Origin of the sequence: Alloalcanivorax sp., from assembly GCF_964221125.1 — a bacterium.
GTDB classification, from domain to species: Bacteria; Pseudomonadota; Gammaproteobacteria; order Pseudomonadales; family Alcanivoracaceae; genus Alloalcanivorax; species Alloalcanivorax venustensis.
The window spans coordinates 12,860-39,289 of record NZ_CAXPXK010000082.1 but is presented as its reverse complement, the minus strand read 5'-3'; the positions used below and the strand labels follow the sequence as shown (position 1 = coordinate 39,289).

Here is a 26,430-nt window from a genome sequence, read left to right as displayed (position 1 = left end):
GTGATAGCCGGCGTTAGCCTTAAGGCCTGGTTCATGTGCCCGCAATAAGGGCGTAGTATCAAATCACCCAAGTACAGATACATCGCCAACTAAGGAGGTGCGCAGTGACACGGATTGGCCAGGACACCCTTAACAGCGCCAAGACCCTCGATGTCGGCGGCAAGACCTATCATTATTACGATATCAATGCCGTCGCCGATAAGGGCTGGGGTGATCTCAGCAAGCTTCCCTTTTCACTCAAGGTTCTTCTGGAAAACCTGCTCCGCCACGAAGACGGTGAATCCGTCACCGTGGAGGACATCGAAGGCCTGGTACGCTGGACCGAGAAGCGCGCTTCCGATCGCGAAATCAATTACCGCCCGGCACGGGTCCTGATGCAGGACTTCACCGGCGTGCCCGGGGTGGTCGATCTGGCCGCCATGCGCGACGCCATCGCCAAGGCCGGCGGCGACCCGCAGCGGATCAACCCGCTGGCACCGGTGGATCTGGTCATCGACCACTCGGTGATGGTGGACGAATACGGCACCCCGCAATCGTTCTCGCAAAACGTGGAACGGGAATACGAGCGCAACAAGGAACGCTATCAGTTCCTGCGCTGGGGCCAGAACGCCTTCAATAATTTCCGCGTGGTACCGCCGGGCACCGGCATCTGCCACCAGGTGAACCTGGAATATCTGGGCCGCGGTGTCTGGTACAGCGACACCGAGGACGGCAAGACCTTCGCCTACCCGGACACCCTGGTGGGCACCGATTCCCACACCACCATGATCAACGGCCTGGGCGTGCTCGGCTGGGGCGTGGGCGGCATCGAAGCGGAAGCGGCCATGCTCGGCCAGCCGGTGGCGATGCTGATTCCCGAAGTGGTGGGCTTCAAGATCACCGGCAAAATGCGCGAAGGCATGACCGCCACCGACCTGGTGCTCACCGTCACCGAAATGCTCCGTTCGCGCGGCGTGGTCGGCAAATTCGTGGAGTTCTTCGGCGACGGCCTGGCCGATCTGAGCCTGGCGGACCGCGCCACCATCGGCAACATGGCACCGGAATACGGCGCCACCTGCGGCTTCTTCCCGATCGACGAGCGCACCATCGAATACCTGGAGCTGACCAACCGGCCCAAGGACGACATCGCGCTGGTGGAAGCCTACTGCAAGGCCCAGGGCCTGTGGCGCTCCAGCGACGATCCGGACCCGGAATTCAGCGACGTGCTGGAACTCGACCTGGACGACGTGGTGCCCAGCCTGGCCGGCCCGAAGCGGCCCCAGGACCGCGTGCCGATGACCGAGGTGAAACGCACCATCATCGACGTGATCAGCCAGGAGCTGAAACTCAACGACGAGGAAATCAGCAAGCTCGAGGGCGAAGGCGGCCAGACCGCCATCGGCAACCACGAGCCGGGCAGCGGCGTGGAAGTGACCATGGACGGCAAGACCTTCCACCTGGATCACGGCGACGTGGTGATCGCGGCGATTACCTCCTGCACCAACACCTCCAACCCCAGCGTGATGATGGCCGCCGGCCTGATGGCGCAGAAAGCGGTGGAAAAAGGGCTGACCCGCAAACCCTGGGTGAAAACCTCCCTGGCACCGGGCTCCAAGGTGGTCACCGACTACCTCAACAAAGCCGGCCTGCAGGACCCGCTGAACCAGATCGGCTTCGACCTGGTGGGCTACGGCTGCACCACCTGTATCGGCAACTCCGGGCCGCTGCCCGACGAGATCGACAAGGCCATCGCCGAGGGCGATCTGGTGGTCGCTTCGGTGCTGTCCGGCAACCGTAACTTCGAAGGCCGGATTCACCAGAGCGTGCGCACCAACTGGCTGGCGTCACCGCCGCTGGTGGTCGCCTACGCGCTGGCCGGCACGGTCAAGATCAACCTGGAAAAAGACCCGCTCGGCAAGGATAAGGACGGCAACGATGTGTTCATGAAGGACATCTGGCCGAGCAGCAAGGAAATCCAGGACGCCGTGGTGATGGTCGACCACGACATGTTCGAGAAACAGTACGCGAGCGTGTTCGAAGGCGACGAAACCTGGAAGAGCCTGCCGATTCCGGATTCCAAAACCTACGAGTGGAACAGCAAATCCACCTACATCCAGAACCCGCCGTTCTTCGACGGCCTGACCGCCGAGCTGGACGATGTGGAGCCGGTCAAGAACGCCCGCATCCTGGCGATGCTCGGCGACTCGGTGACCACCGACCACATCTCCCCGGCCGGCGCCATCAAGGCCGACAGCCCGGCGGGCCATTACCTGCAGGGCCACGACGTGGAGCCGATCGACTTCAACTCCTACGGTTCCCGGCGCGGTAACCACGAGGTGATGATGCGCGGCACCTTCGCCAATATCCGCATCCGTAACGAGATGACCCCGGAGATCGAAGGCGGCTACACCAAGCACTTCCCCGGTGCCGAGGAAATGCCGATCTACGGCGCCGCCATGCGCTACAAGAAGGACAACGTGCCCACCGTGGTGGTGGCCGGCAAAGAGTACGGCACCGGCTCCAGCCGCGACTGGGCGGCCAAAGGCACGCGCCTTCTCGGCGTGCGCGCGGTGATCGCGGAGAGCTACGAGCGCATCCACCGTTCCAACCTGATCGGCATGGGCGTGCTGCCCCTGCAGTTCCCGGAAGGCACCACGCGCAAAACGCTCAATCTCGACGGCACCGAGGAAGTGGACATTCCCAACCTGGGCAATGACCTCAAACCCAGCCAGGAAATCGAAGTGGTGTTCCGCAAGGACAACGGCAAGGAACAGACGGTGAAAGCGATCAGCCGTCTGGATACCGGCGCCGAAGTCACCTACTTCAAGAACGGCGGCATTCTCCACTATGTGCTGCGCCAGATGATGACCGACTGAGCGGTTCTTTTTTAAAAAGAACCCTCCCGATCAGGGGCGCCTCGGCGCCCCTTTTTTCTGTCTCTTTTCTTGTTCAAGCGCAAAATATCATGCGCCTTCCGCATTTTAAGCGCCGCCCGATTCTCAACGTTACTCTGTTATTGTAATAATAGAGCGGTTTCCCCATTGCAGGAACGCAATAAAAACAAAGAAACAGGAAGGAAGCCCACGTTATGGAACAAGCCATAAAACGCAAACCCAATGTGCATGCATTCCTCTATATTTATCGCAATCACGCCGCACAATTCTGGTGGTGCGCGGTGCCCTATGTGGACAGCCCGGGGCGCCGCCGGCAGCGGCGGCGGTCGTTCCGGGACAGCCGCCTGGGCGGCAAGAACGCGGCGCTGACGGCGGCCCGCGCCTGGCGCGACCAGGCGATCACCGACCCGCGGGTGCGCGTCGCCATGGGCGACCGCCGCCCGCTGGTGCTCTACGCCGGCGACGACAGCGGCCGCATCGGTGACGGCGGCAACCCGTTCGGGCTGGTGGGGGTCACCGCCACCTTCCGGGAAAAGCCCCTGGGCGGCAATTTCTCGGTCACCGCCAACCGGGGGCGCAAGAAATGGTTCTCCATGCGCCGTTATGGCGGCTACGGCGCTTTCCGGCGCGCCGTGCTGCAGCGCTGCAAGTGGGTCGGGGCGCCGGTGCCGGACGACGATGAGCTGCGTCACCGCTACCAGCAGTGGGCGCGGGACAACGAGACCCGCCTGCGCCGGCACGGCCTGGAGCCGTGAGCTGTCCGCGCCGGGCGGGCAGGACACCCTCCCGGCGCGCATTTATAATGCAAATCAATTAAACAAACCGCTTATTTTGTCAGGAATGGAAACCCGTTCCGCAACCCTCAAAATTCGCCCCACCGCCCGTCGTTTTTGATCGCCCCCTCACTGATCCCGTCATTTTGGTTAATTATTAGCCGAAAACAGCGCAAATACAGTTGTTTACATCAACAAAGTAGCCCTAAAAACCCTTTAGGGGAATGACTTGACAGTCACAAAAACCGCGTACTAAAGTGAAATTGAAGTTCATTATTTGAACCAATGATAATTTTTTAATGGCGTTCTTCGATAGAGCGCCCAATACCAACAACAATAACGGATGTACCTATGGGTGCTTATGTCCTGCGCCGTTTGCTGGCGTTGATTCCCACTCTCCTGATCGCCAGCGTCATCGTATTCGGAGTGGTGCGGCTGGTACCCGGCGACGTGCTCGACCTGATGCTGAGCGAGAACGCCTACTCCTCCAACGCCCCCGACGACCGTGCCCAACTTGAAAAAGCCCTGGGCATGGATAAGCCGCTCTACATGCAGTACCTGAGCTGGGCCGGCAACGCGCTGCGCGGCGACCTGGGCGAATCCCTGTGGCGCAACACCCCGGTCACCGAGGAGATCGGCGCCCGCCTGGGCGTGACCCTGGAGCTGGGCATCCTGGCGTTGCTGATCGCCCTGATCATCGCCTTGCCGGTGGGCATCTTCTCGGCGATACGCCAGGAGACCCTGGCCGACAACGTGGGCCGCAGCTTCTCGATCCTGGCCCTGGCGATTCCCAACTTCTGGCTGGGCACCCTGGTGGTGATCCTGCCGGCGCTGTGGTGGGGCTGGTCGCCACCCACCGAGATGACGCCGTTCTTCGAGGACCCGATCGAAAACCTGAAAACCTTCCTGGTGCCCAGCCTGATTCTCGGCACCTCGCTGTCGGCGGTGATCATGCGCATGACCCGCACCATGATGCTGGAAGTGCTGCGCCAGGATTACATCCGCACCGCCTGGGCCAAGGGCCTGCGCGAGCGCAGCGTGGTGCTGGTGCACGCGGTCAAGAACGCCATGATTCCGGTGATCACCCTGGTCGGCATCCTGGTGCCGATCCTGTTCGGCGGCACCGTGATCATCGAACAGATCTTCCGTCTGCCCGGCCTCGGCCAGCTGCTGCTGGAGGCGGTCAGCACCCGCGATTACCCGATCATCACCGGCGTCTTTCTGGTCACCGGCGTGGTGGTAATGCTCGTCAATCTGATTGTGGATCTGTGCTACGGGTACCTCGACCCGAAAGTACGGTTCGACCGGTGAAACAGGAATCTCGAAGTATGAATGCATCCGTTGAACCGGCCGCTGTCACGGCCACCCCGGCGCGGCCCGCCAAACGCCGCAAGCCCCTGCCCAAACCCCTGGCGTTCTGCGCCCGCCTGTGCCGGGAACGGCCGCTGGGCGCGGTGGGCGCGCTGATCTGCCTGTTGCTGCTGTTCACCGGCATTTTCGCCGACCTGATCGCGCCGCAGGGCTATAACGCCATCAACCCCATCGACCGGCTGAAAGCGCCGTCGGCGGAATACTGGTTCGGCACCGACCAGCTGGGCCGCGACATCTTCGCCCGCGTGGTGCACGGCGCGCGCCTGTCGGTGATCGTGGCGTTCGCCGCCACCACCCTGTCGATCGTGATCTCCGCGTTGCTGGGCATTCTCAGCGGCTACTTCGGCGGCCGCCTGGACATGTTCATTCAGCGTCTGGTGGACGGCTGGATGTGCTTCCCCGACCTGATTCTGCTGATCGTGGCGGTGGCCGTGCTCGGCCCCGGCACCTGGCAGATCATCGTCATTCTGGGGCTGCTGTTCGGCATCTCCGGCTCGCGGATCGTGCGCGGCGCGGTTCTCAGCGCCCGGCAGAACGTCTATGTGCACGCCGCCCAGTCCATGGGCGCGTCCAGCACCCGCATTCTCTGGCACCACATTCTGCCCAACGTGATGGCGCCGCTGATCGTGCTCTACACCACACGCCTGGCGGCGGTGATCCTGGCGGAATCCGGCCTCAGCTTCCTGGGCCTGGGCATTCCGCCACCGTCACCCAGCTGGGGCGGCATGCTCAGCCTGGACGGGCGCAGCTATATGTTCCAGGCCCCCTGGCTGGCGATTATTCCCGGCATCGCCCTGACCGTGGTGGTGTTCGGCATCAACATGTTCGGCGACGCCCTGCGCGACATGCTCGACCCGCGCATGCGCGGCGGCAGCGGTCGCTACCTGGCACGCGTGAAAAGGGCCATCGGCGTATGAATATGAAAGCGGACGTTACCCGCCGCACCCTGCTCGACGTGCAGGACCTGCACACCGTCTTCGAGAAGGACGGCAACGAGGTCCATGCGGTCAACCAGGTGAGCTTCGACGTGAAGGAAGGCGAGATCCTGGCCATCGTCGGCGAAAGCGGCTCCGGCAAGAGCATCACCGCCATGTCGCTGCTGCGGCTGATTCCCAGCCCGCCCGGGCGCATCGTCGGCGGCCGGGTGCTGTTCAACGATCAGGACCTGCTGGACCTGGACGACGAGCAGATCCGCCGCCTGCGCGGCCGCGACATCGCCATGATCTTCCAGGAGCCGATGACCTCCCTGAACCCGAGCCTGCGCATCGGCCGGCAACTGGCGGAGCCGCTGCGCGTGCACGGCTCGGTGCCCAAGGAAAAGGTCCGCGAGCGCTGCCTGGAGCTGCTGCGCCAGGTGCGCCTGGGCGACCCGGAAAAGCGCCTCGACGCCTACCCCCACGAGCTCTCCGGCGGCATGCGCCAACGGGTGATGATCGCCATGGGGCTGGCATGCCTGCCCAAGCTGCTGATCGCCGACGAGCCCACCACCGCCCTGGACGTGACGGTGCAGGCGCAAATCCTGGAACTGCTGCGCGACCTGGTGCGCGCCAACAACTCGTCGATGATGCTGATCACCCACGACCTGGGCGTGGTGGCCCGTTACGCCGACCGCATCAATGTGATGTACGCCGGCCGCATCGTGGAAAGGGGCACCGCGGAAGAGATTTTCCACTACCCCAAACACCCCTACACCCTGGGCCTGATGGAATCCATGCCGCGCCTGGACCAGGCCCCCGGCAGCCGGCTGACGCCGATTCCCGGCCAGCCGCCGGATCTCTCCGACCCGCCCCCGGGCTGCCCGTTCCATCCACGCTGCCGCTTCGCCGAAGCGCGCTGTCGCAGCGAACGGCCGCCCCTGGAACAGATCACCGACAACCACTGGAAAGCCTGCTGGGTGGATACCGATGCCAAACGCTGAACCGCTTCTGCAAGTCTCCGACCTGCGCGTGCACTTCCCGCTGCAGGCCGGCCTGCTGGGCCGCAACGCCGGCACCGTGAAAGCGGTGGACGGGGTCGCCTTCCATATCGACCGCGGCGAAACCCTGGGCCTGGTGGGCGAATCCGGCTGCGGCAAGTCCACCACCGGCCTGGCCATGCTGCGCATGAGCCCGCTCACCGACGGCCGCATCCATTTCGACGGCGAGGACATCACCCACCCGGACAAGCCGGCGCTGAAGCGGCTGCGCCGGCGCATGCAGATGGTCTACCAGGACCCGTTCGGCGCGCTCAACCCGCGCATGAAGGTGCTGGACATCGTCGGCGAGCCGCTGCGCGTGCACCGCCTTACCCAGGGCCGCGCCGCCTACCGGGAAAAAGTCATGGGGCTGCTGGAAAAAGTGGGCCTGAAAGCGGAGATGGCCGACCGCTACCCGCACGAATTTTCCGGCGGCCAACGCCAGCGCATCGGCATCGCCCGGGCGCTGGCCGCCGACCCGGAGCTGATCATCTGCGACGAGCCGGTGTCCGCCCTGGACGTATCGATCCAGGCCCAGGTGATCAACCTGCTGGAAGACCTGCAAAAAGAGCTGGGCCTGACCTATCTGTTCATCGCCCACGATCTGGCGGTGGTGCGCCACCTGTGCCACCGCATCGTGGTGATGTACCTGGGCCGGGTGGTGGAAGTGGCCGACCGCGAAACCCTCTACGACAACCCCCAGCACCCCTACACCCAGGCGTTGCTGGGCGCGATCCCGATCGCCAACCCGGACCCGGAGGTGCAACAGCACTTCAACCCGTCACTGAGCGGCGAAGTGCCCAGCCCCATTGATCCGCCGCCGGGGTGCCCGTTCCACCCGCGCTGCCCCCACGCCACCGAGCTGTGCCGCCGGGAAGCGCCGCGCGCCCTGGAAATCGAAGACCGCCATAGCGTTGCCTGCCATTTGCATGACCCGGACCGGGCCCAGGCCATGGCCGGCAACCTTTAACAAAATAACAAAACGAGGAGAGCATCATGAATTTGCGTACACCGAGAATCGCCCTGTCCCTGGCGGCCACCGCCGCCCTGGCCTGGGCCGGGCCGGCCGCGGCGGAAACTCCGCAAACCGACGGCACCGTCAATGTTTCCACGGTCTACCGCACCCTGGACGCCACCACCTGGGACCTGCAGCGCTGGACCTGGAAAGGCAACCACGACAACCTGCAAATGGAATCGCTGCTGCGCGGCGATCTTCAATACGGCCCGCGCGGCAGCAACGAAAACAGCTTCGTCGAGCAGGCCTACATTCCCTACGGTCAGCTGGAAGGCAGCCTGGCGGAAAGCTGGGAAGTGAAAGAAGACCCCATGCGCGTGGTGTTCCATCTGCGCGAGGGCGTCTACTGGCAGGAAGTGCCCGGCGTCATGGAAAGCCGCGAGCTGGTGGCCAACGACGTGATCACCTCGTTCAAAACCCGCTGGGACAACCCGCGCGCCATTCCCACCTTCTGGGACTTCGTGGAACGCTGGGAGGCCCCGGACGAGCACACCGTGGTGGCGCACTTCAGCAAATTCCACGGTAACTGGCCGTACCGCCTGGCCTGGGGCTACTACGACGGCATCCTGCCGCCGGAATGGCAGAACCTGAGCGAAGACGAGCGCGCCGACTGGAAAAACGCCGCCGGCACCGGCCCCTACCGCATCGCCGACATCCAGACCGGCCGTCAGCAGGTTTATGAAAAGAACGACAACTACTGGGACACCACCACCATCGACGGCGAGGAATACCAGCTGCCGCTCAATGAAAAAGTGGTCTATCACATCATCAAGGACGAATCGAGTTCGGTGGCGGCGCTCAGCTCCGGCCGCGTGGACATCATGGAAGCGATCCGCTGGCAGCTGGTGGACCAGCTGAAGAAAACCGCCCCGGAGCTGGAATTCCGCAAGCACGTGGCCACCCAGGGCACCTACATCGCCCTGAAGACCGACGAAAAGCCCTTCGACGACGTGCGCGTGCGCCGTGCCATGAACCTGGCCATCGACCAGCGCGCCATTCTCTCCTCGCTGCTCAACGGCGAAGGCGAGCTGCTCAACTACCCGTTCGCGCAGCGCTGGACCGAGTTCTACACCCCGTTGGAGGACCTCTCCCCCGCCGCCAAGGAACTGTTCAGCCACAACCCGGAAAAAGCCAAGAAACTGCTCGCCGACGCCGGTTACCCGAAAGGCTTCAGCTTCGACGTCCAGGTCTGCTCCTGCAGCCCCTATCACATGGACGTGGTCGCCATGCTGCAGGCGTACTACCAGCAGGTGGGCATCAACATGAACGTGAAAACGCTGGAATACGGCGCCTTCCGTTCCAACATGCGCGGCGACAACCAGGCCGGCGGCTACCTGATGAACAACGGGTCCGGCAACCCCATCCAGGTCCTGCGCAAGAGCTTCATGACCGGCCAGACCTGGAACGCCTCACGTTACTCCAACGAGGATTTCGACAAGAAGATCACCGCCGCCATCCATGAGCCGGACAACGAAAAACGCAACGCCAGCATCCGCGAGCTGAACGATTTCATCATCGAGGAAGCGGTACCGCACGTCTGGCTGCCCACCGAAATGGTGTACTCCGCCTGGTGGCCCTGGGTGAAGAACTACCACGGCGAAACCCGCATCGGCGCGGTCAAGCCCAACGCCATCTACGCCCGCATCTGGATCGACCAGGAACTCAAGGACAAGATCCTCAACGACTAAGTCCGCTTCGGATCACACACTTCTCCATCATCGCGGAGCCTCCGGGCTCCGTTTTTTTTGGCTTGTGGGAGCGGACCTTGTGGGAGCGGGCCCTGCCCGCGAAAGGGTGCGAAGCTCCCGGCAGGATGCCAGAGACGCTGTTTGTGCCGCCGTTAGATAAGCCCCTGGTATCCTGCCGGGTGGCTCCCGCCACCCTTTCGCGGGCGAGGCCCGCTCCCACAAGCCGCTCCTACAAGCATCTTCCTGCCGGCCTTGATAGACTCGGGAATTTCCGGTCCCACTTAGATCGTATTGTGTATGGCTTACATTCGTTTCATCGTCATGCTGGCATTGCTGGCACCTTTTCCGGCCTTGGCCGGTAACGCAGACCGCACCGCCGCCGAGGAAGAGAAGAGCGCCGCCGCCCGCGAGCAGCAGGAACTGCTGGAGCGCGCCGACGACCTGCGCCGCCAGCAGGAGACCACCGAAGCCCTGCTGCGCAAGCAGGAACGGTACTTGCAGGTATTAGAACAACAACTAAAACAACTCAAGGAGGCCTCCGATGAAGAGCCTGCCTCATAGCACTCTCCACGGCCCCGGCCATGCTTAAACGACTGCGCCGCTGGCTGTTCGGCGGGTCACCGGCGCCGGGCGCCTCGTTCGCGCCGGCGCGCCCCGCCGATCCGCCGCCCCCCGCGCGTGAGCCGGCACCCGCCGTGGCCGCCGACCCGGCGCCGGATTCAGCAACGTCGGGCCTGCCGTTCGAAATCCGCCCCTACCGGGACGGCGACGCGGCCGCGCTGGCCCGGGTGTTCCGCGACGCCATTCTGGTCACCGCCGCCGATCACTACGACGCTGACCAGCGTCGGGCCTGGAGCGCCGCCGCCGACGACCCGGCCTTTCCGGCGGATCTCGCCAAGGGCCTGACCATGGTCGCCGAATGGCAGCAGGAAACCGCCGGCTTCGCGCAGCTGGTGGACGACCGCATCACGCTCATCTACGTCCACCCGGACACCGCCCGCCTGGGCATTGCCACCCTGCTCTACCAGCATCTCGAGGACGAAGCGCGCATCCAGGGCCGCGAGCGCCTGGTCACCGAAGCCAGCCTGGTGGCCCACGACTTCTTCCTGTTCCTCGGCTTCCAACCCGACGCCGAGGAAACCGTGGAACGCGACGGCGTCGCCCTCACCCGCTGGCGCATGCACAAACCCCTGATCTGAAATAAAAAAAGCCGCTTCTGGGGGGAGAAGCGGCAAGGGGGGTAAGAATCAGCGTCTTGGGTTCGGGGATTACAACTTCGCGGTCAGCTTGGCGACCTGCTCGCCCTGGTAGCGGGCCAGGCCCAGCTCTTTGTCGCTGGGCTGACGGCTACCGTCCGGCCCGGCGATAGTGCCCGCGCCGTAGGGCGTGCTGCCGTGCACTTCCTTGATGTCCATCTGCGCCTGCTCGGGGTCGGCGTAGCCCAGCGGCACGATCATGAAGCCGTGGTGCGCCAGCGTGGTCCAGGTGGAGGTGATGGTGGTTTCCTTACCGCCGCCGGTGCCGGTGGAGGTGAACACACTGGCCACCTTGCCGGCGAGCGCGCCCTTGGCCCACAGACCGCCGGTCTGGTCCCAGAAGGTGCGCATCTGGCCGCTCATGTTGCCGAAGCGGGTGGGGGTACCGACGATTACCGCGTCGTAGTCCTTCAGCTCTCCGGGTTCGGCCACCGGTGCCGCCTGGTCGGTCTTGCCGCCGGCCGCCTTGAAGGCGTCCTCGGGCATGGTCTCGGCGACGCGCTTGATGTCGACCTGCACGCCTTCGACGCGGCGGGCCCCTTCGGCCACGGCGTCCGCCATGGCTTCGATATGGCCGTACATGGAATAGTAAAGAACCAGAATGCGTTTCATCGGAACCTCCAGTTTGTTCGCAGTCGTCTGCAAAAGATGATGCAACTGTACGCCTGAAGGTTCGGTGAAAGCACAGGGCTGGGCAGAACGGATTGATCAGATTTTTCTATCTATTAACACCGCCCCTTACAGCGGCGGCTCGGTGACGGCCCGCTCACCGTCGCCGAACATGGAGGCCAGCGCGCGGTGCTGGGCGTCACGGCCGCGCCGGCGTTGCCAGGCTTCCAGACCGGGCAGCCAGCGCTGGGCGCTGTAGCCGAGCAGGCGCGGCACCAGGGTGAGCAGCGGGTACCAGGGCGTCACCCCGGCGGGCAGGCCCAGCTGGCCCATCTTCTCCCGGTCCAGGAAGTAGCGGCTCACGCTCAGATGCTGCCGGTACAGCAGCCACCGGCGCGGGCCCTGGAAGCGCTTGAAATGCCGCTCCAGCGGCTCCCGGGCCAGGGCCGCCCCCAGCTCGCGGCTGGTCCAGTCCGGCAGGCTCTGGGTCATCAGGCAGTGGTGCAGCCGCACCGCGCCGTCCTGTTCGTTGAACGCCAGCCATTGCTCGTCCACGCCCATCACCCAGCAGGCGTAGCTCCACAGGTGCATCACAGCGCGTGCCTCGCGGCCGGTGACCGGCACGCCCAGTTTGCGCAGCCCGCCCAGCATCACCACGCTGAACCCCAGGTAGGTGGCCGCCATGTCGGTCTGGCACAGCGGCAGGCCCCAGCGGGCCGCGTCCCACTCCTGGCGGCCGCTGAGGTTGCGGCGCACCAGGCTGTGCACCAGCCGCACCCGCAGGGTGGTCTTGAAGCCCTCGCCGAAACGGTCCAGCCCACCCGGCTCGGTGCAGTCGATCCACCATTTGCCGGTTTCCGCCACGCGCCGGGCGGTGCCCTGGCTGAGCGCGCCGGTGAGCACCAGCGACTGGTTGAAGCCGGACAACAGGTAGCCGCCCATCAACGCCAGATCGCGCAGCACATAGGTGGCGGTGAGCCCGGTGCGGTGGATAAAGCGGGCGCCCTCGTCAATCAACGCCGGATCCACCCAGTCCGGGCGGCGGTCGACACGTTCGAAGAACGACCGCAGCGGTTCCGGCGCCGCCGGCACCGCGTCGATGCCCTGCTCCAGGGCCTGCTCGAACAGCGCCCGCCCCTCGCGGGTGCCGTGGTCGTACATCCAGTCCACCAGGGTGTCCATGGCCGGGTCGCCGTGCCACAGGCCCTCGGTTGCCGCCTGGTACTCCGCCTCGCTGGGCGCCAGCGGGCGGCCCAGAAAGCGGCGCAGCAGGTACGGCGTGGGCGCCTGGGTCTTGGCGTAGGGCCGGGCGCGTTCAGGCACGGCGGGCGGCTGGGCGGACGCGTTCATGGCGGGCTCCGGTGGCTCTGGCGGTTATCGAGGTTATTGCGATGCCCGTACTCTAATGCGAATATGTATTCGCATTCAATTCGCGTTCCAGCGTCGCTTATCCCAGGAGTCGCCATGCGCAAACATCCCCGCCAGCGGCGTTCCCGGCAACTGGTGGACAGCCTGATCGAAGCCACCGGCCGGGCGCTGGTGGAATACGGGCTGGACCACACCACCACGGTGCGCATCGCCGAGATCGCCGGGGTCAGCGTGGGCTCGCTGTACCAGTATTTCGAAGGCAAGGAAGCCCTGGTGGAGGCGCTGATGGACAAGCTCGCCGGCGACATCGCCCAGGGGCTGCGCCGCCTGCCCCTGGCGGACGACGCCGACCTGCGCGAGACCGTGGACGGCGCCATCCGCTTCGGCTTCGCGGTGCTGCACTCCCGCGACGGCCTCTACCTGGAGCTGGTGCGCAACTGGCACCGGCTGCCCACCAACCGGGTCGCCGACGCGCTGCAGCAGCACTTCATGGAGCTGTCCCGGCTCTACTTCATCAAACACTACCGCGACTACCCGATCGAGGATCTGCAGGTGCGGGTGTTCATCGTCGCCAACAGCGTGCTGTTCACCATGGTCCGCCACGCCAGCCAGAACGACGCCCTGCTGCGCGAGGACGACATCGCCGCCGGTCTTACTGATATGGTAGTGGGCTATATGACCCATTGAGGTGGAACCCCATGGACGACAAGAACCCCGCTGAAGGACAACGCCACCTGGCGGTGCTGATCGACGCGGACAACGCGCCACCGGCCATCGTCGAAGGCCTGTTCGAAGAGATCGCCAAATACGGCGTCGCCAGCGTGAAACGCATTTACGGCGACTGGACCAAGCCCAACCTGGGCGGCTGGAAGAAGGTGCTGCTGGACTATTCCATCCAGCCGGTGCAGCAGTTCGCCTACACCCAGGGCAAGAACGCCACCGACAGCTCGCTGATCATCGACGCCATGGACCTGCTCTACACCCGGGAGCTGGGCGGCTTCTGTCTGGTCTCCAGCGACAGCGATTTCACCCGCCTGGCGGCGCGCCTGCGCGAGGCCGGCGTCACCGTTTACGGCTTCGGCGAGAAGAAAACGCCGAACCCGTTCGTGGCCGCCTGCGACAAATTCATCTACACCGAGATTCTGCGCGCCGACGCGGAAGAGCCGGCGCCGGCCAAGACCGACGCCGGCTCGGGCAAGGCAGCGGACAAACCCACCCAGGCGCAGGCCGCCAAGGCCCAGAGCGACAAGGAGAAGCCGCCGCTCAACTTTATCGCCCGGGTGATCGAGGACATCTCCGACGACGAGGACTGGGTGCACCTGGGCGCGCTGGGGCAGAACCTCAACAAACGCAGCCCGGCGTTCGACACCCGCCTCTACGGCTTCAAGAAACTCAGCGAGCTGCTCAAAGCCCACCCCAACCGCTTCGAAGTACAGGAAGCCGGCGGCAGCGGCGGCAGCAAAGCCCTGCGGGTGCGTAATAAGCGCAAACGCTAGTTTGCGTTATCGCACCAGCCAGAGACTCAGTTGCGGGATGTAGGTGATCGCCAGCAGCGCGATCACCAGCACCAGCATGAACGGCAGCGTGGCGGCGAACAGCTCGGTGATCGATTTGCGGAACCGGTAGCTGGCGATGAACAGGTTCATGCCCACCGGCGGCGTGATGTAGCCGATCTGCATGTTGGCCACGAAGATAATCCCCAGGTGCACCGGGTCGATGCCGTAGCGCAACGCCACCGGCAGAATCAGCGGCACCATGATCACCAGCGCGGCGAAGATATCCAGGAAGGCGCCGAGCACCAGCAGCAGAATGTTGAGCAGCACCAGGAAGGCGATCTTGCTCTGCACATGGGTCTGGATGAACTGGAACAGCTGCTCGGGAATGCCGGCGTACACCAGGTAATCGGCGAACGCCTGGGCCACCGCCAGAATCAGCAGAATGCCGCCCACCATCACCATCGCCTCGCGGGTAATGCCCGGCAGCCGCCGCAGCGGAATCTCGCGGTACAGGAACACCTCGGCGAACAGCACGTAGAGCGCGGTCACCGCCGCCGCTTCGCTGACCACCAGGAAGCCGGAGAAGATACCGCCCAACACCACGAACGGCAGCGGCAGCTCCCAGCGCGCTTCCCAGAGCGCGTCGATCAGCTCGCGGGTGCGGAACGCCTGGCGCGGCACCGGCGCCTCGCGGTTGGCCCACAGGCAGTAGAAATACAGTAATACCACCATCAGCAGCGCCGGGCCGATCCCCGCCAGATACAGATCGACGATCTCTACCGCCGGCATCGCCAGTTGCTGCGACAGCTGCTGGGCGATAATGCCGTAGATCAGCAGCGGCACCGAGGGCACCAGCAGCAGGCCCAGGCTGCCCGACGAGGTCACCAGGCCGAGGCTGAAGCGGCGCGGGTAGCCGGCCTTCACCAGCGCCGGCAACAGCAAGGCGCCCAGCGCCACGATGGTGACGCCGGAGCCGCCGGTGAGCGCGGTGAAGAAGGCGCAGGCAATCAACGCCACGAACGCCATGCCGCCGGGCATCCAGCCGAACGCCGCCTGACTCAGGCGCACCAGCCGGTCGGCGGTGCGCGACTCGCTGAGCAGGAAGCCGGCGAAGGTGAACAGCGGCAGCGCCATCAGCACCACCGAATCCGACAGCTGATAGATGTCGATGTGCAGCACCGCCAGCGGCGAGCCCTGGGTGTAAAAGCCTAGCGCGGCGGCGCCCAGCAGCACCGCGAACAGGGGCGCGCCCAGCAGCGCCAGCAACAGCAGAACCAGCACGGCGATCCAGATCATGCCACCGGCTCCCGCATGCTGGGCCGCCGACCGCGCAGCCCCAGGCCGAACAGCACCAGGTAACGCAGCGCCATCACCGTGAAGCCGAGCGGGATCACCGCCTGCAGCAGCCAGCTCGGCACGCCGGCGAAGGCGGTAGCGCCGAACTTGTATTCCTCGATCACGAACTGCACGCTGTACCAGCCGGTGAGCACGCAGATGCCCGCGGTGAACAGGTCCACCAGCCCGGTGACCCAGGGCAGCAGCCGTTCCGGCAGAAAGTTGGCGGCCAGATCAATGCGGATGTGCTCGTCCTTGCGCGAGGCGATCATCGCACCCAGCAGGCCGATCCACAGCACCGCGTTGCGCAGCAGCGGCTCCGCCCACACCAGGCTGACGCCGCCGAAGTTGCGCAGGCCGATCTGCGCCACCGCCAGCAGCACCATGCCCAACAGCACGGTGACGATCAGACCGTCCTCGAAGCGGTGCAGCCAGAACAGCAGGCGGCGCATTTATTCGGCCGTGTCGCGGTGGGCCTCAAGGATGCGGTGCAGCCGGTCGAGCATGTCGCGGCTCAGCTCGCCCTCTTCCACCAGTTCATTGGTGGCCTTGTCGGCGTAGCGCTTCCATTCGGCGCGTTGCTCGTCGCTGGGCTTGACCAGCTCCAGGCCCTGGTTGCGCACCGCCTGGAAGGCGTCCTTGTTCTGCTCGCGGCTGTCCCGGTCGATGGTGTCGAAGGCGCTTTCCAGCACCCGGCGCACCACCGCCCGGTCGTCCTCGGCGAGGCGGTCGAAGTGGCGCTTGTGGATCGCCAGCAGGCCGTAGGTGTAGAGCAGCGGCAGGTCGGTGACGTAATCCACCCGCGAGTACCACTGCAAGGTGAGCGCGGCCACCGGCGGCGCCGCGAAGGCGTTGACCGCGCCGGTCTGCAGCGAGGTCAGCACCGAGCCGATGTTCAGCACGATCGGCGACAGCCCCAGGGTGTCGGCGGCGTTGGCCGAGGCGCTGTCGCCGGAGGGCAGCCACAGCTTCTGATCGCGCAGGTCGTCGAGGCTGCGCACCGGGTTGGCGGACATGATGTAGGCGAAGCCGCCGTCCACCAGCCCGAAGCTGACCCAGCCGTTGTCTTCCAGCCCCTGCTGGATCAGCGGGTCCAGCTCGGCGCGGGCGGCGTCCACCTCGGCGTAGTTATTGAAGGTGAGCGGCACGTTGAGAATCTGGCTGTCCGCGTAGGCGCCGGCGAAGGCCCCGCCCTGAGCCATCTGACCGTGCAGCTGGCCGACGCGAATCTTGCGCTGCACCGCCCGGTCGTCGCCCATCACGCCACCCGGGTAGATCTTCAGGCTGACCCGGCCGTCGGTTTCCTGCTCGATGGTGTCGCCCGCCTGCTTCAGCGCCTTCACCACCGCCGTGCCGTCCGGATACAGCGTGGAAATCTTCAGGGTGGTGGCGAAGGCCAGCACCGGGAACAGGGCCAACAAGGCCACGGCGGTTCTCAACATCGTTCTCTCCATCATCAAAATCGTGCAAAAAGGCCTTGTTGGGGCCAGCCTTGCGGGCGCGGCCTTGTGGGAGCGGGCCCCGCCCGCGAAAGGCAAGCTTTGCTTGCCGGCAGGAGCCCAGAGCGCCCTCTACCCGCAGCATAAGCACCCTCTCTGGTATCCTGCCGGCCGGCGTTGCCGGCCTTTCGCGGGCGGGGCCCGCTCCCACAAGGCCTGCTCCCGCAGGCCTCAGAAATAATCGTCAGCGCCATCCAGAAGCTGCTGCGCCTGCTCCTTGGCGTAGGTGTTCTGCAGCGTCAGGTCGGGCACGTCCGGCTCGGCATCGAGCACCTGGCGCAGCTGCTCGTCGTGCAGTTCTCGGTCAAACACCAGACGCGCGTAGTGCTCCGCGAACAGCACCCGCGCCAGCAGGTTGCGGCCCTCGGAGAGCGCCACCGCCCGCTCGAAATGGTCACGCGCCTGCTCCGGGCGGCCGCCCAGGCTGGCCGGCAGGATGCTGTTGAGCACACCCAGGTACATATGCGCCTGACCGTAGCGGTAGTCTTCGTCCAGCGCCACCACCCGTTCCATCAGCAGCCGTACCCGGGACAGCTCCGCCACCGCGTTCCAGTCCTCGGTGTGGGTCTGGATGTAGCCGGCCCAGGCGCCGCCCAGGGAAAACAGCACCGGCACGTCGTCCTGGCCGGCCTCGTCGAGCAGCGCCTCGAACGCCGGCACCTCGATGTCGCGCAGGTCGCAGTAGTCGCCGTCGTGGGCGCAGGCGCCGCGCAGAGCGTAGGCCAGCGCCTTTTCGTTCAGGCGCGCGGCGCGCGCTTCGTCGTCCACGAACACGCCGGCGTAGGCGCCGTACAGGTCGGCGCCGGTCATCAGCAGGCCGCTGCGCTCCGGCCAGTTGACGATCAGCCCGTCCACCATCAACAGATAGGAGGGCAGGCCCGCCTCGACGGTGGCCAGATCGTTGTTCTGCATCACCGCGCGACCCAGGCTGTCGTCCAGACGCGCCACCCCGCAGCCGGTCAAAAGCAGTGCCAGCATTGGCCCCATCAGGTATTTGGCTATTCGCATGTCGGTACCATTACTACTCCGTCTCTGGAATCCTGCCGGAGGCTTCGCCTCCTTTCGCGGGCGGGGCCCGCTCCTACCCGCCTTTGTAATAGCGGGCGCGGCGGTAGAGGCCGATGCCCGCGCCCAACGCCGCGCCGGTGATCAGGCCGGACACATGCGCGGCGTTGGCGACGATGTCCGCCAGCCCTACATAACAGATCACCAGCCAAACCAGCATCAATATCACAATCTCCCGGCGCAGCTGATACCCGGCCGCCGGGTTGGTCTTGCCGTACAGCCATAGATAGCCGAGCAACCCGTAAACCACCCCGGAAAGCCCGCCGAAGCGCGGCCCGGTGTCCATGAACTGGGCCAGGTTGGAGACCGCCGCCACCAGCAGCGTGATCCAGATCAATTGGAAGCTGGACTGGAAGCGCTCGATCAAACGGCCCAGGTCACTCCACCACAGCAAGTTGAAGATGATGTGAAGCACCGAGAAATGCAGCAGCATCGGGCTGAACAGCCGCCACGGCTGGGCCGCCAGGCCGTCCAGGCTTTGCGGGAACATCAGCGCGTAATAGATATCCGGGCCGATCACATACGGCGAGACGTAGATCAGCGCGGTCACCACCAGCACCGTGCGCGTCACCGGCCCCATGCTGGCGAACCAGCCGCCGGAAAACACCTGCTGGCGCGGCAGGCCGGTGACCGGCTCGCTGGCCTGCCAGGCGTTGTCCTGCCAGCGGCGCGCCCCGGGGTCACGCAGGAACGCCTCGGCAATCCGGCGTGCCTCGTCATGGCGCGCCGGATCCTCAAGGAACAGCACGAACTCGCCGTCGCCGGCTTCCTCGCGGGTGCGGATACCCTCACGGCCCAGCACATGGGCCAGTTGCCGGGCCAGCTTCTCGTTGTTCAGGCGCACCAATTCAAGCATTCCAATCCTCTTTGTCGGCCAGCACTTCCACCGCCTCCCAGAAACAGTCCCAGTGCCCGCCGCAGCTTAGCAGCACCTCCTGAAACGTCCCCACCAGGCCGTAATAGTCATGGACGCCGTTCAGGCGGGCATTGTTCAACCGCCCCTCGAAAAAGCCGGCGTAGGCGCGCAGGGCCGGCAGCTGCTCGGCGCGGGCCCGGTAGTTCTCGCGCAGACCTTCGATCAGCGCCGCTTTGCGCTCGGCCATGGTGGCTTCATCGGCGCCGCTGGCGTACAGCTCGCCCAGTTGCTCGCGGGTCTCCCCCACCAGGGCCAGAAAGGCGTCGCGGGCGCGGTCGCGCTGTTGCCAGCGGTCCAGGTCCACCTGCAGATCGTGGCGCGCCAGATAGCGCAGCGTGCCCTCGCGGGCCACCATGGTGGCCAGGGACTCATTGAAACGGGTGTCGTCGCGGATATACAGCCGCCGGTGGACCAGCTCATGAATCAGCAGCTCCACCAGGGCCGGGCCGGAGCGGTCGATCATCGGCGTGGTCAGCGGGTCCGCGAACCACCCCAGGGTGGAGTAAGCAATGGCGCCGCCCACGTAGGTGTCCTGCCCCTCCGCGTCGAGCTTCTCGGCCAGGGCCTCGGCGTCGGCGCGGTCGAAGTAACCGCGGTAGCTCAGGCACCCCAGCAGCAGGTAGCACCAGGTGCGCGGCTCCAGGGAATACGGCGGCGCGGCGACCACGTTCCAGACCACCGCGTCGTCGCGCAGATGCACGTAGTCCTGGTAGACGTTACGCGCCGGCAGCGCCAGGGACTCATCGGCGAACGTGAGCACATCACCGGCCAGGGCCAGTTGCCGGCGCACCGCCACCGGTGTTTCCGGATCGGCCACCACGTCGGCCACCGGCTGGCGGGCGCCCATCAGGTCCATGTGGCCCTTCACGGCCTGGCCGTAGTAGCCGAGCTGGCAACCCGACAGGAGCAGCAGGCTGCCGGCCAGAAGCCACCAGTAAAACCGGTTCTCAGGCACGGGACATGAACTTCCGCTCGGAGGTATTCACCTTCACCTTCTCGCCCTCCTGGATGTACTCCGGCACCTGGACCACCAGGCCGGTCTCCAGGGTGGCGGGCTTGGTGCGGGCACTGGCGGAGGCCGCCTTCATCGCCGGCGTGGTCTCGGTGATGGTGAGCACCACCGACAACGGCAGCTCCAGGCCGATCACCGAATCCCCTACCTTCAGGGCCAGCAGGCCGTCACAGCCCTCGGTGATGAACGGCAGCTCGTCGCGGATATCCTCGGCCTTGAGCGGGTATTGGGAGAAATCCTCGTCGTCCATGAACACATGGTCGTCGCCGTCCACGTAGGAGAAATGCACCGGCCGGCGCAGCAACTCCACGGTGGGCACGTCCTCGTCGCCCTTGTAGCGCTCCTCGAACTTGGGCCCGCCGCCCACCGCGGCGGCGCGCACCCGGTACAGCGTGGCCGCGCCCCGCGCCGAAGGGGAATTCACCTCGATCTGGCGGATCACGAACAGGGAGCCGTTGTGTTCAATAACGTCGGATTTTTTCAGGTCGCTGGCGCGGGTCACGGGCCTTCCTCATGGCAACTCAAAACGGCGCCAATAGTAGCAGGCCCGGCACCGTCGCCGGTAGGCCGGGTCATGCCAAAGACGCCACTCCGGCGTCACCGGCCCGCAAACCTACGCGGCGACGAGCTTCTTGACGTTCAAATCCTTTCGGTGCTGTTCGGCGTGCCAGAGTTCGTACTGCGCCTGCTGGGTGAGCCAACTCTCCGCGGACGTATCAAATGCGATGGAAAGCCTGATCGCCATTTCCGGGCTGATACCCGCCTTTCCGTTCAGGATGGCGCTCAATGTCTTGCGACTGACCCCCAGCGCCTCGGCGGCGGCGGTCACCGTCAATCCCAGAGGATCAAGACAGAGTTCCTTTATGACTTCACCGGGGTGGGGAGGGTTGTGCATCAGCATAATGACACCTCAATGGTAATCCTCGTAGTTCACAACCTCGGCGTCCCCATCCTTGAACCGGAACGTCACACGCCAGTTACCACTCACCGTAACGGACCAGATACCGGCACGGCTGCCCGTCAACTTGTGTAACCGGAGCCCGGGCAAGCTCATATCTTTAGGCTCTGACGCAGCATGCAACCTACCGAGGATAAGCCGAAGTCTCTTAGCGTGGGCAGCCTGGATTCCCGCCGTGCTGCCGGACGAAAAGAAATGGGCCAAACCTTTGTGTTTAAAACTTCGTATCATCGCCGAGTGTAACCCGTAACGTATCGCACCTCAACACAGAAACACAGTGAACTGCCTGATGACATAGCCTCACCACAGGCAGGGCCTGGTCTCCCCGTTATGGAGTCAGCGTAGTGGATCAGGATGCGGTCGGAGGTAAGCAGGAAACGACCCGGCGTGTCGGCGAGAGCGGAACTTTCCGTGATCCCTGGCGTACGGTGGGGTTGGGGCGGGTGGAGGGACGTTATCCGACGGCGGCGCCGAGGTCGGCGACGATGCGCTCGCGGGCTTCGCGGGCCAGGGCGCGGGGCTCGTCCGGCGGCAGGGGCGCACCGAAGGTCAGTTCGACGACGATCCGACGGCGCCCCAGCAGCCGCCACAGGTGGTGGTGGAATTCATCGTCGTCAATAAAGGCGATGCCGGTGTCCGGTCGGCCCTGCTCGTCGCGGTAACGCACGGCGACGGTCTGCACCGGTGCGTCGTCACCGGCGGCGGCGAACAACTGCGGGAAGAACCGGCGCACGCCGGTGCCGTCGGTGGTGGTGCCTTCCGGGAACACCAGGATGCCGTGGCCGCGATCCAGCCGGCCACGGATCTCCTCGGTCTTGGCCTTGGACTCACCGCCGCCGCGACGGATAAACAGGGTGCCCACGGCGCGCGCCAGCCAGCCGATCACCGGCCACTCCGCTACCTCCGCCTTGGACAGGAAATAGCACGGCCGGGCGGCGGCGATCACCGGAATGTCCAGCCAGGACACATGGTTGCTAACCAGCAGCACCGGCCCCGCGCGCAATGGCCCCTGAACGCGCAGCTCCACCCCCAGAATGGTGAGAAACCGCAGGCACCAGCGGCGCTTGGCGTTCAGAATCACCACCCGGTGGGGATCCCGCCCCGCCCTCAACCAGATGGCCTCCAGCACTCCGCCCAGCAGGTGCATAAGCACCCGCAAGGCGCGCCAGCAGCGCCGCGCGGTCACCCGTACGGAACCCTCCCCCACCGGCGAGTTCAGCGGCACATCCCGCACCGTCACACCGCCACCGCCGGCCGGGCATCGCCGGGCTGCAGGAAGTGCTGCACATAGCGCGCCGGCAGCCGCGACACCTCCATCAGAATGAAATAATCCAGGCAGTTGAAGTCCGGGTCCCAGCAGGGTTCGCCGCACACCCGCGCACCCATGCGCAGGTAGGCTTTAAGCAGCGGCGGCATCTTCACCCCGCCGCGCTCGCCGGCGCCGTCCAGGGCGTCGCCGGGCATGCGGTCGAGCCGGAAACGCGGCGTCACCCGCAGGTGCGGCGGCGTCATATGGGATTCGCGGATGCGCTGATCGATCGCCGCCACGTTAAAGCCTTCGCTCAACGCGATGCTGGCGCAGCCGATCAACGAACCGATGTCGTTCTCCAGCATGTACTGGGCCAGGCGCGCCCACAGCACGGTGATCACCGCCCCACCCCGGTAATCCGGATGAATGCAGGTGCGGCCGATTTCCGCCACACGCCCCTGCAAACCGGCCAGCGGCCCAAGATGAAACTCGTTCGCCGAGTAGAAACCGCCGGTTTTATGCGTGCGCTCCCCGGCCAGCACCCGGGTGTAGCCGACCAGCTCGCCGCTCTGGTTATCGCGCACCACCAGGTGCAGGCAATGGCGGTCGAAGCGGTCCCGGTCCAGACCGAACGGCGCGTGGAAGCTGGCGCCGTACTCCTGGGAAAAGATCCGATAACGCAAACGCTGAATCTTCAGGATCTCCCGGCGGGACCGGGTAAAATAAGCGCTGAACCGAGCGCCTGTTTCCGGCCCTTTGAGCGCATCACGGGGCTTGAACACGTCTTTGAATGGCGGTCGCAGGGCTTTGATCTTTCCGGCGGCTTGCGCAAGCATAACGAGCTCCAGATTGGATTTACGCCAGTCTGGAAGCCCCCCATTGCTGTCCCGTGACAGGGTTGTGACCGTTAGGAGACAGAAACTCATGCGTATCGAGCGCCGCGCGACACCGCGCTACCCGCAGCCGGTCAAACTGGCGCCCGGTGAAGTCCGGCACTGGTGCACCTGCGGCCACAGTGACACGGCGCCGTTTTGCAGCGATGAGCGTTGCGGTGCCGGCGAGCGGCTGAGTTATACGGCGAGGAAGGAAGAGATCGTACTGTTCTGCGGCTGCGGCGCCACCCGCACCCCGCCCCACTGTGACGGCGCCCACATCGGCCTGCGCGACCGCGAGCCCTGGTGGCGACGGCTAAGGCGCTGGTTCCGGGGTCAGTGAGAACCGCTGTAATCTTTCGTCCCCGGCACGCGTGGCATATTTCTTACACGTTCCGTCATTTTGAGCCTACTTCCGCCGCCTTTGACCTGCGTTACCGTATACACATACCAATTCGCACGGAGGCGAGACGACAATGACCATACTGCTCCAACACCGCGGATACTACGGCTACGTCGAGGTCAGCCAGAAAAACAACTGCCTGCACGGCGCCCTGCTCAACATCGAGGTGCCGGTGCACTATCAGGCCGACACCGCGATCGGCCTGATACGAGCCTTTCAAGACGCCGTGGACAATTACCTGGACTACCCCTACCCGACGCCGTCCCGCGATGAAGAATTCGGGGTCAGGTCTTGTCTTTTGCCTTTCGGATGATGTGACGCCTCGAAGCCAAAACAGGCTCAGCCGAAAATGTCGTCCAGGCTGTCGGCGTCCAGCACCCGGTCGGCCCACGTTTCCAACTGATGTTGCCTGGCGCTCTGCAGGCGTTTGTGCACGCTGGGCGGAACCTCGCCGAAGCGTCGCTGGATAAGACGCAGGACCAAGGCGCGCTCTCCGTCCAGCCGGCCTTGCTCAATGCCTTGCTCCACGCCTTGCCTGACGCCCACCAGACGTTGACGCTCCTTCCATTCCTCGAAGCGGTTGGTAATCATCTCGTACGCCTCCTGCAGGTCGTGCATCTCGGGAAAGGTTTCGCCGGGGAACCATCGGGGTAGACGGCGGCGCAGCCATACCAGATAAGACCTGCGCAGACCGGCCTGTTCTGGCCCTTCAAGCCACTTTAGCAAACGCTGAAGGAGAGCCGCCACCTCCTCGGAGGACCGGTGATGCTCCAGCCGGAACAAGGCAGCCACCAGGTTAGTGAGCGGCTCCTCCGGTCGCGAAGCGTAGACGCCTTCGTCGATCAGTAGAAACGCCTGGTTCGGCTGAAAGCCTTCCAGCCCTTCCGGCGGGGCCTGAATCAGAGGCCTCACTTCGGTGGGCGCCCGCCAACGGCGCTCGCCGTTATAAAGCACCACAGGCAATACCGGCGGCAGCCGACGCTCGGCTCCGAGTTCACCGCGTCGGATCAGGTCCTGATGGAGCAGTCCGGTATATACCATGATGCGAAGCGCCATAAAGCGATCTACAGAAGACTGAAACTCCAATAGTAGATACACGTAAAGCCATTCCTCACCCCAACGAACCCGCCAGATGGCATCGCCGTGGCGACCGCGCAGATCGTCGGTAACGTAACTGCCATTCATTTTCTGCAGGGAGGACAGATCCAGTGCCGCTATCCACTCCCGGGGCAGAAAGCCCGTGAGCAGATCCCGCACCATCCGATCATGGGAAAACAGCAACTTGTAACTGGTGTCGTGCTCGTCCATGGGCACCTCGAAAGCCAATTCAGCCCAAGTCTGCGTGGGAAGAACCGGGGAATCTGTCCTACGGTGCGGAAGGTGCCTGTGCGAGAAAGCGGAAAGACATGTAGGCAGCTTGATCCGGGCGGAGCAAAACGCAAGGCCTGACCCTCAAGATGCTCAAGAATCCTACAGCCCGATGCCGTTCTATATTACCCAGTCTGTAGTCTTACGCTTCTTCCGACTCCCCCACCTCGTCCTTAATCTTGCTTGATCGCCATTAACACGGATGAAAATCTGTAACTTTTAAGTTACAGTAAGGGCATGGAATGATTGAGCTACGGCGCTACCAACGACCTGACGGCAAAGTGCCTTTAACAGAGTGGCTCGCCGAGCTACGAGATCCACGAGCTAAAGCGAAGCTACAAGTGCGCTTGCGCAGGCTATCGGTGGGAATCACTGGCGACGCGAAAAGCGTCGGGGAAGGCGTCTACGAGTTACGGGAGCGCACCGGACCAGGCTACCGACTGTACTACGGCCGTCACGGAATGAGCTTAGTAGTCTTACTCTGCGCCGGCGACAAAGGTACCCAGCGAGCCGATATTAAGCGTGCCAAACAGTACTGGAATGATTGGAAACGGAGAAAGTCATGAGCCGACGCCAACCTCAAGCCTCTATCTCTCACGACGAGGCCATAATTGAAGAACTGCGAGCCGACCGTGAGTTCGCGATCGCTTATCTACAAGCGGCGCTGGAAGAACTGGACGATGCCGACAACCGAGCCGCCGGCCTACTGGCGCTGCGCGACATCGCCGAAGCGTATGGCGGCATGGCAGTCGTTGCCCGGGACGCCGGCATCACCCGGGAAGCGCTTTATAGAGCACTGTCCCCGACGGGCAACCCTACCCTTAAAACACTGCTGGCGGTTCTCCACGCCATGGACATGCGGCTGTCGGTTACGACAGGCAGAACGCAAGGCCTGACCCCACCCCAAGGAAACACATGTAGGCCAGCTTAATCCGGCCAGAAAAGAGCAAGATTTCACCAGCCTTTTTAAAATGTTTTCTGTCCCCTTTTAATATATTAGCGCCTGTTTTCTGTCCCCTTTTTAAAATCGGTAGAACATTCAATTAGGTGTGTATATAAATCCGCCGGACATTACGGGTACACACGTTCACAGACGGCAATTCCAGGCCTGTTTCGCATTTTTTTGACTGTATAGTCACCCCTCTATATCAATTACTTACGCCATGTTTTCATTTTTTTGGCCTACCCTTTTCACAATTTTCGATTAACTACGCTCCAAGCACGGACACAAGCTCTGAGTGCCGTCCGTCCAACGGCAATTCCCTCCCACGGGAGACGCCGCGTTCAGTCGTGGCACCAATAACGGGATGCAAACCACTAAAACAACAATTTGGAAGAAAACAATAAAAG

29 protein-coding genes are annotated in these 26,430 nt (G+C 64.3%); 15 read left to right on the top strand and 14 right to left on the bottom strand.

Annotation, left to right across the window (positions count from 1 at the left end):
* The first annotated feature begins 104 nt into the window (after window positions 1-104).
* The 9 genes from acnA to ACEQZD_RS09900 all read left to right on the top strand — a co-directional run bounded on the left by acnA (window position 105) and on the right by ACEQZD_RS09900 (window position 10,873).
* Window positions 105-2,855, top strand: coding sequence for an aconitate hydratase AcnA (gene acnA / locus ACEQZD_RS09940; protein WP_335629829.1), 2,751 nt, complete (start codon window positions 105-107; stop codon window positions 2,853-2,855).
* Between the two features lie 212 nt (window positions 2,856-3,067).
* A complete protein-coding gene (locus tag ACEQZD_RS09935; RefSeq protein ID WP_370185210.1) occupies window positions 3,068-3,628 on the top strand; it encodes a hypothetical protein in 561 nt (186 codons plus the stop codon).
* A 369-nt stretch (window positions 3,629-3,997) separates the two neighbouring features.
* Window positions 3,998-4,957: an ABC transporter permease gene (locus ACEQZD_RS09930; RefSeq protein WP_142949900.1), complete on the top strand. Its 960-nt coding sequence runs from the start codon at window positions 3,998-4,000 to the stop codon at window positions 4,955-4,957.
* 17 nt (window positions 4,958-4,974) lie between these two features.
* Window positions 4,975-5,934 (top strand): ABC transporter permease, encoded by a 960-nt coding sequence (locus ACEQZD_RS09925; protein ID WP_142949901.1) that lies wholly within the window; start codon window positions 4,975-4,977, stop codon window positions 5,932-5,934.
* Window positions 5,935-5,936: 2 nt separating this feature from the next.
* Window positions 5,937-6,935: an ABC transporter ATP-binding protein gene (locus ACEQZD_RS09920; protein WP_370185207.1), complete on the top strand. Its 999-nt coding sequence runs from the start codon at window positions 5,937-5,939 to the stop codon at window positions 6,933-6,935.
* On the top strand, window positions 6,922-7,941 hold the full coding sequence (locus ACEQZD_RS09915) for an ABC transporter ATP-binding protein (protein ID WP_194856071.1): 1,020 nt from the start codon (window positions 6,922-6,924) through the stop codon (window positions 7,939-7,941). Before ACEQZD_RS09920 ends, ACEQZD_RS09915 begins: the two co-directional genes overlap by 14 nt.
* A 26-nt stretch (window positions 7,942-7,967) precedes the next feature.
* Window positions 7,968-9,674, top strand: coding sequence for an ABC transporter substrate-binding protein (locus ACEQZD_RS09910; RefSeq protein WP_335629831.1), 1,707 nt, complete (start codon window positions 7,968-7,970; stop codon window positions 9,672-9,674).
* A 297-nt stretch (window positions 9,675-9,971) separates the two neighbouring features.
* Window positions 9,972-10,235, top strand: a complete 264-nt coding sequence (locus ACEQZD_RS09905; RefSeq protein ID WP_370185205.1) for a hypothetical protein — start codon at window positions 9,972-9,974, stop codon at window positions 10,233-10,235.
* Between the two features lie 20 nt (window positions 10,236-10,255).
* Window positions 10,256-10,873, top strand: coding sequence for a GNAT family N-acetyltransferase (locus ACEQZD_RS09900; protein WP_335629832.1), 618 nt, complete (start codon window positions 10,256-10,258; stop codon window positions 10,871-10,873).
* Between the two features lie 69 nt (window positions 10,874-10,942).
* Here ACEQZD_RS09900 and wrbA read toward each other — a convergent pair whose 3' ends face one another.
* Together wrbA and ACEQZD_RS09890 are read right to left on the bottom strand one after the other, a co-directional pair.
* Window positions 10,943-11,542: an NAD(P)H:quinone oxidoreductase gene (gene wrbA / locus ACEQZD_RS09895; protein WP_370185203.1), complete on the bottom strand. Its 600-nt coding sequence runs from the start codon at window positions 11,540-11,542 to the stop codon at window positions 10,943-10,945.
* A 126-nt stretch (window positions 11,543-11,668) separates the two neighbouring features.
* The gene (locus ACEQZD_RS09890) at window positions 11,669-12,889 is read right to left on the bottom strand and encodes an oxygenase MpaB family protein (protein ID WP_370185202.1); all 1,221 of its coding nucleotides are present in this window, start codon (window positions 12,887-12,889) and stop codon (window positions 11,669-11,671) included.
* Between the two features lie 114 nt (window positions 12,890-13,003).
* Between ACEQZD_RS09890 and ACEQZD_RS09885 the strand changes: the two genes are divergently transcribed.
* On the top strand, window positions 13,004-13,594 hold the full coding sequence (locus ACEQZD_RS09885; protein WP_370185200.1) for a TetR/AcrR family transcriptional regulator: 591 nt from the start codon (window positions 13,004-13,006) through the stop codon (window positions 13,592-13,594).
* Window positions 13,595-13,605: 11 nt separating this feature from the next.
* Window positions 13,606-14,403 carry an NYN domain-containing protein gene (locus tag ACEQZD_RS09880; RefSeq protein ID WP_335629834.1) on the top strand — a complete coding sequence of 266 codons (798 nt, stop codon included), beginning with the start codon at window positions 13,606-13,608 and terminating at the stop codon, window positions 14,401-14,403.
* A 6-nt stretch (window positions 14,404-14,409) separates the two neighbouring features.
* Here the strand turns inward: ACEQZD_RS09880 and ACEQZD_RS09875 are convergent, their stop codons facing one another.
* The 11 genes from ACEQZD_RS09875 to ACEQZD_RS09825 form a co-directional block, all read right to left on the bottom strand.
* Complete coding sequence (locus tag ACEQZD_RS09875; protein WP_142949911.1) at window positions 14,410-15,699, bottom strand: TRAP transporter large permease; 1,290 nt, start codon at window positions 15,697-15,699, stop codon at window positions 14,410-14,412.
* Window positions 15,696-16,190, bottom strand: a complete 495-nt coding sequence (locus ACEQZD_RS09870; RefSeq protein ID WP_370185198.1) for a TRAP transporter small permease — start codon at window positions 16,188-16,190, stop codon at window positions 15,696-15,698. Before ACEQZD_RS09870 ends, ACEQZD_RS09875 begins: the two co-directional genes overlap by 4 nt.
* A complete protein-coding gene (dctP, locus tag ACEQZD_RS09865) occupies window positions 16,191-17,180 on the bottom strand; it encodes a TRAP transporter substrate-binding protein DctP (RefSeq protein ID WP_335629836.1) in 990 nt (329 codons plus the stop codon). It lies immediately after the preceding gene.
* A gap of 228 nt (window positions 17,181-17,408) precedes the next feature.
* Entirely contained in the window at window positions 17,409-18,245 is an 837-nt protein-coding gene (locus ACEQZD_RS09860) for a TRAP transporter TatT component family protein (protein WP_335629837.1), read from the bottom strand.
* Window positions 18,246-18,318: 73 nt separating this feature from the next.
* The gene (locus tag ACEQZD_RS09855) at window positions 18,319-19,158 is read right to left on the bottom strand and encodes a rhomboid family intramembrane serine protease (protein ID WP_335629838.1); all 840 of its coding nucleotides are present in this window, start codon (window positions 19,156-19,158) and stop codon (window positions 18,319-18,321) included.
* A complete protein-coding gene (locus ACEQZD_RS09850) occupies window positions 19,151-20,173 on the bottom strand; it encodes an aminopeptidase (protein WP_335629839.1) in 1,023 nt (340 codons plus the stop codon). Before ACEQZD_RS09850 ends, ACEQZD_RS09855 begins: the two co-directional genes overlap by 8 nt.
* Window positions 20,166-20,732: an elongation factor P-like protein YeiP gene (gene yeiP, locus ACEQZD_RS09845; protein WP_142949916.1), complete on the bottom strand. Its 567-nt coding sequence runs from the start codon at window positions 20,730-20,732 to the stop codon at window positions 20,166-20,168. The genes ACEQZD_RS09850 and yeiP overlap by 8 nt, the downstream gene beginning before the upstream one ends.
* A 111-nt stretch (window positions 20,733-20,843) precedes the next feature.
* A complete protein-coding gene (locus tag ACEQZD_RS09840; protein ID WP_067610911.1) occupies window positions 20,844-21,131 on the bottom strand; it encodes a HigA family addiction module antitoxin in 288 nt (95 codons plus the stop codon).
* Window positions 21,132-21,140: 9 nt separating this feature from the next.
* Window positions 21,141-21,419 (bottom strand): type II toxin-antitoxin system RelE/ParE family toxin, encoded by a 279-nt coding sequence (locus ACEQZD_RS09835; RefSeq protein WP_335629840.1) that lies wholly within the window; start codon window positions 21,417-21,419, stop codon window positions 21,141-21,143.
* Between the two features lie 223 nt (window positions 21,420-21,642).
* Entirely contained in the window at window positions 21,643-22,428 is a 786-nt protein-coding gene (locus tag ACEQZD_RS09830) for a lysophospholipid acyltransferase family protein (RefSeq protein ID WP_335629841.1), read from the bottom strand.
* Complete coding sequence (locus ACEQZD_RS09825; RefSeq protein ID WP_255442638.1) at window positions 22,425-23,120, bottom strand: GNAT family N-acetyltransferase; 696 nt, start codon at window positions 23,118-23,120, stop codon at window positions 22,425-22,427. Before ACEQZD_RS09825 ends, ACEQZD_RS09830 begins: the two co-directional genes overlap by 4 nt.
* A 241-nt stretch (window positions 23,121-23,361) precedes the next feature.
* Here ACEQZD_RS09825 and ACEQZD_RS09820 point away from each other — a divergent pair, with 241 nt between their 5' ends.
* Both ACEQZD_RS09820 and ACEQZD_RS09815 read left to right on the top strand, forming a co-directional pair.
* Entirely contained in the window at window positions 23,362-23,652 is a 291-nt protein-coding gene (locus ACEQZD_RS09820) for a CDGSH iron-sulfur domain-containing protein (protein WP_335629842.1), read from the top strand.
* A 133-nt stretch (window positions 23,653-23,785) separates the two neighbouring features.
* Window positions 23,786-24,025: a hypothetical protein gene (locus ACEQZD_RS09815; protein WP_194856062.1), complete on the top strand. Its 240-nt coding sequence runs from the start codon at window positions 23,786-23,788 to the stop codon at window positions 24,023-24,025.
* Between the two features lie 26 nt (window positions 24,026-24,051).
* On the opposite strand, the gene ACEQZD_RS09810 is transcribed toward ACEQZD_RS09815, so the two are convergent.
* Complete coding sequence (locus ACEQZD_RS09810; RefSeq protein WP_335629843.1) at window positions 24,052-25,020, bottom strand: Rpn family recombination-promoting nuclease/putative transposase; 969 nt, start codon at window positions 25,018-25,020, stop codon at window positions 24,052-24,054.
* Between the two features lie 302 nt (window positions 25,021-25,322).
* Here ACEQZD_RS09810 and ACEQZD_RS09805 point away from each other — a divergent pair, with 302 nt between their 5' ends.
* Together ACEQZD_RS09805 and ACEQZD_RS09800 are read left to right on the top strand one after the other, a co-directional pair.
* The gene (locus ACEQZD_RS09805; protein WP_335629844.1) at window positions 25,323-25,646 is read left to right on the top strand and encodes a type II toxin-antitoxin system RelE/ParE family toxin; all 324 of its coding nucleotides are present in this window, start codon (window positions 25,323-25,325) and stop codon (window positions 25,644-25,646) included.
* Window positions 25,643-26,011 carry an addiction module antidote protein gene (locus tag ACEQZD_RS09800; protein ID WP_142949924.1) on the top strand — a complete coding sequence of 123 codons (369 nt, stop codon included), beginning with the start codon at window positions 25,643-25,645 and terminating at the stop codon, window positions 26,009-26,011. The genes ACEQZD_RS09805 and ACEQZD_RS09800 overlap by 4 nt, the downstream gene beginning before the upstream one ends.
* Window positions 26,012-26,430: the final 419 nt, after the last annotated feature.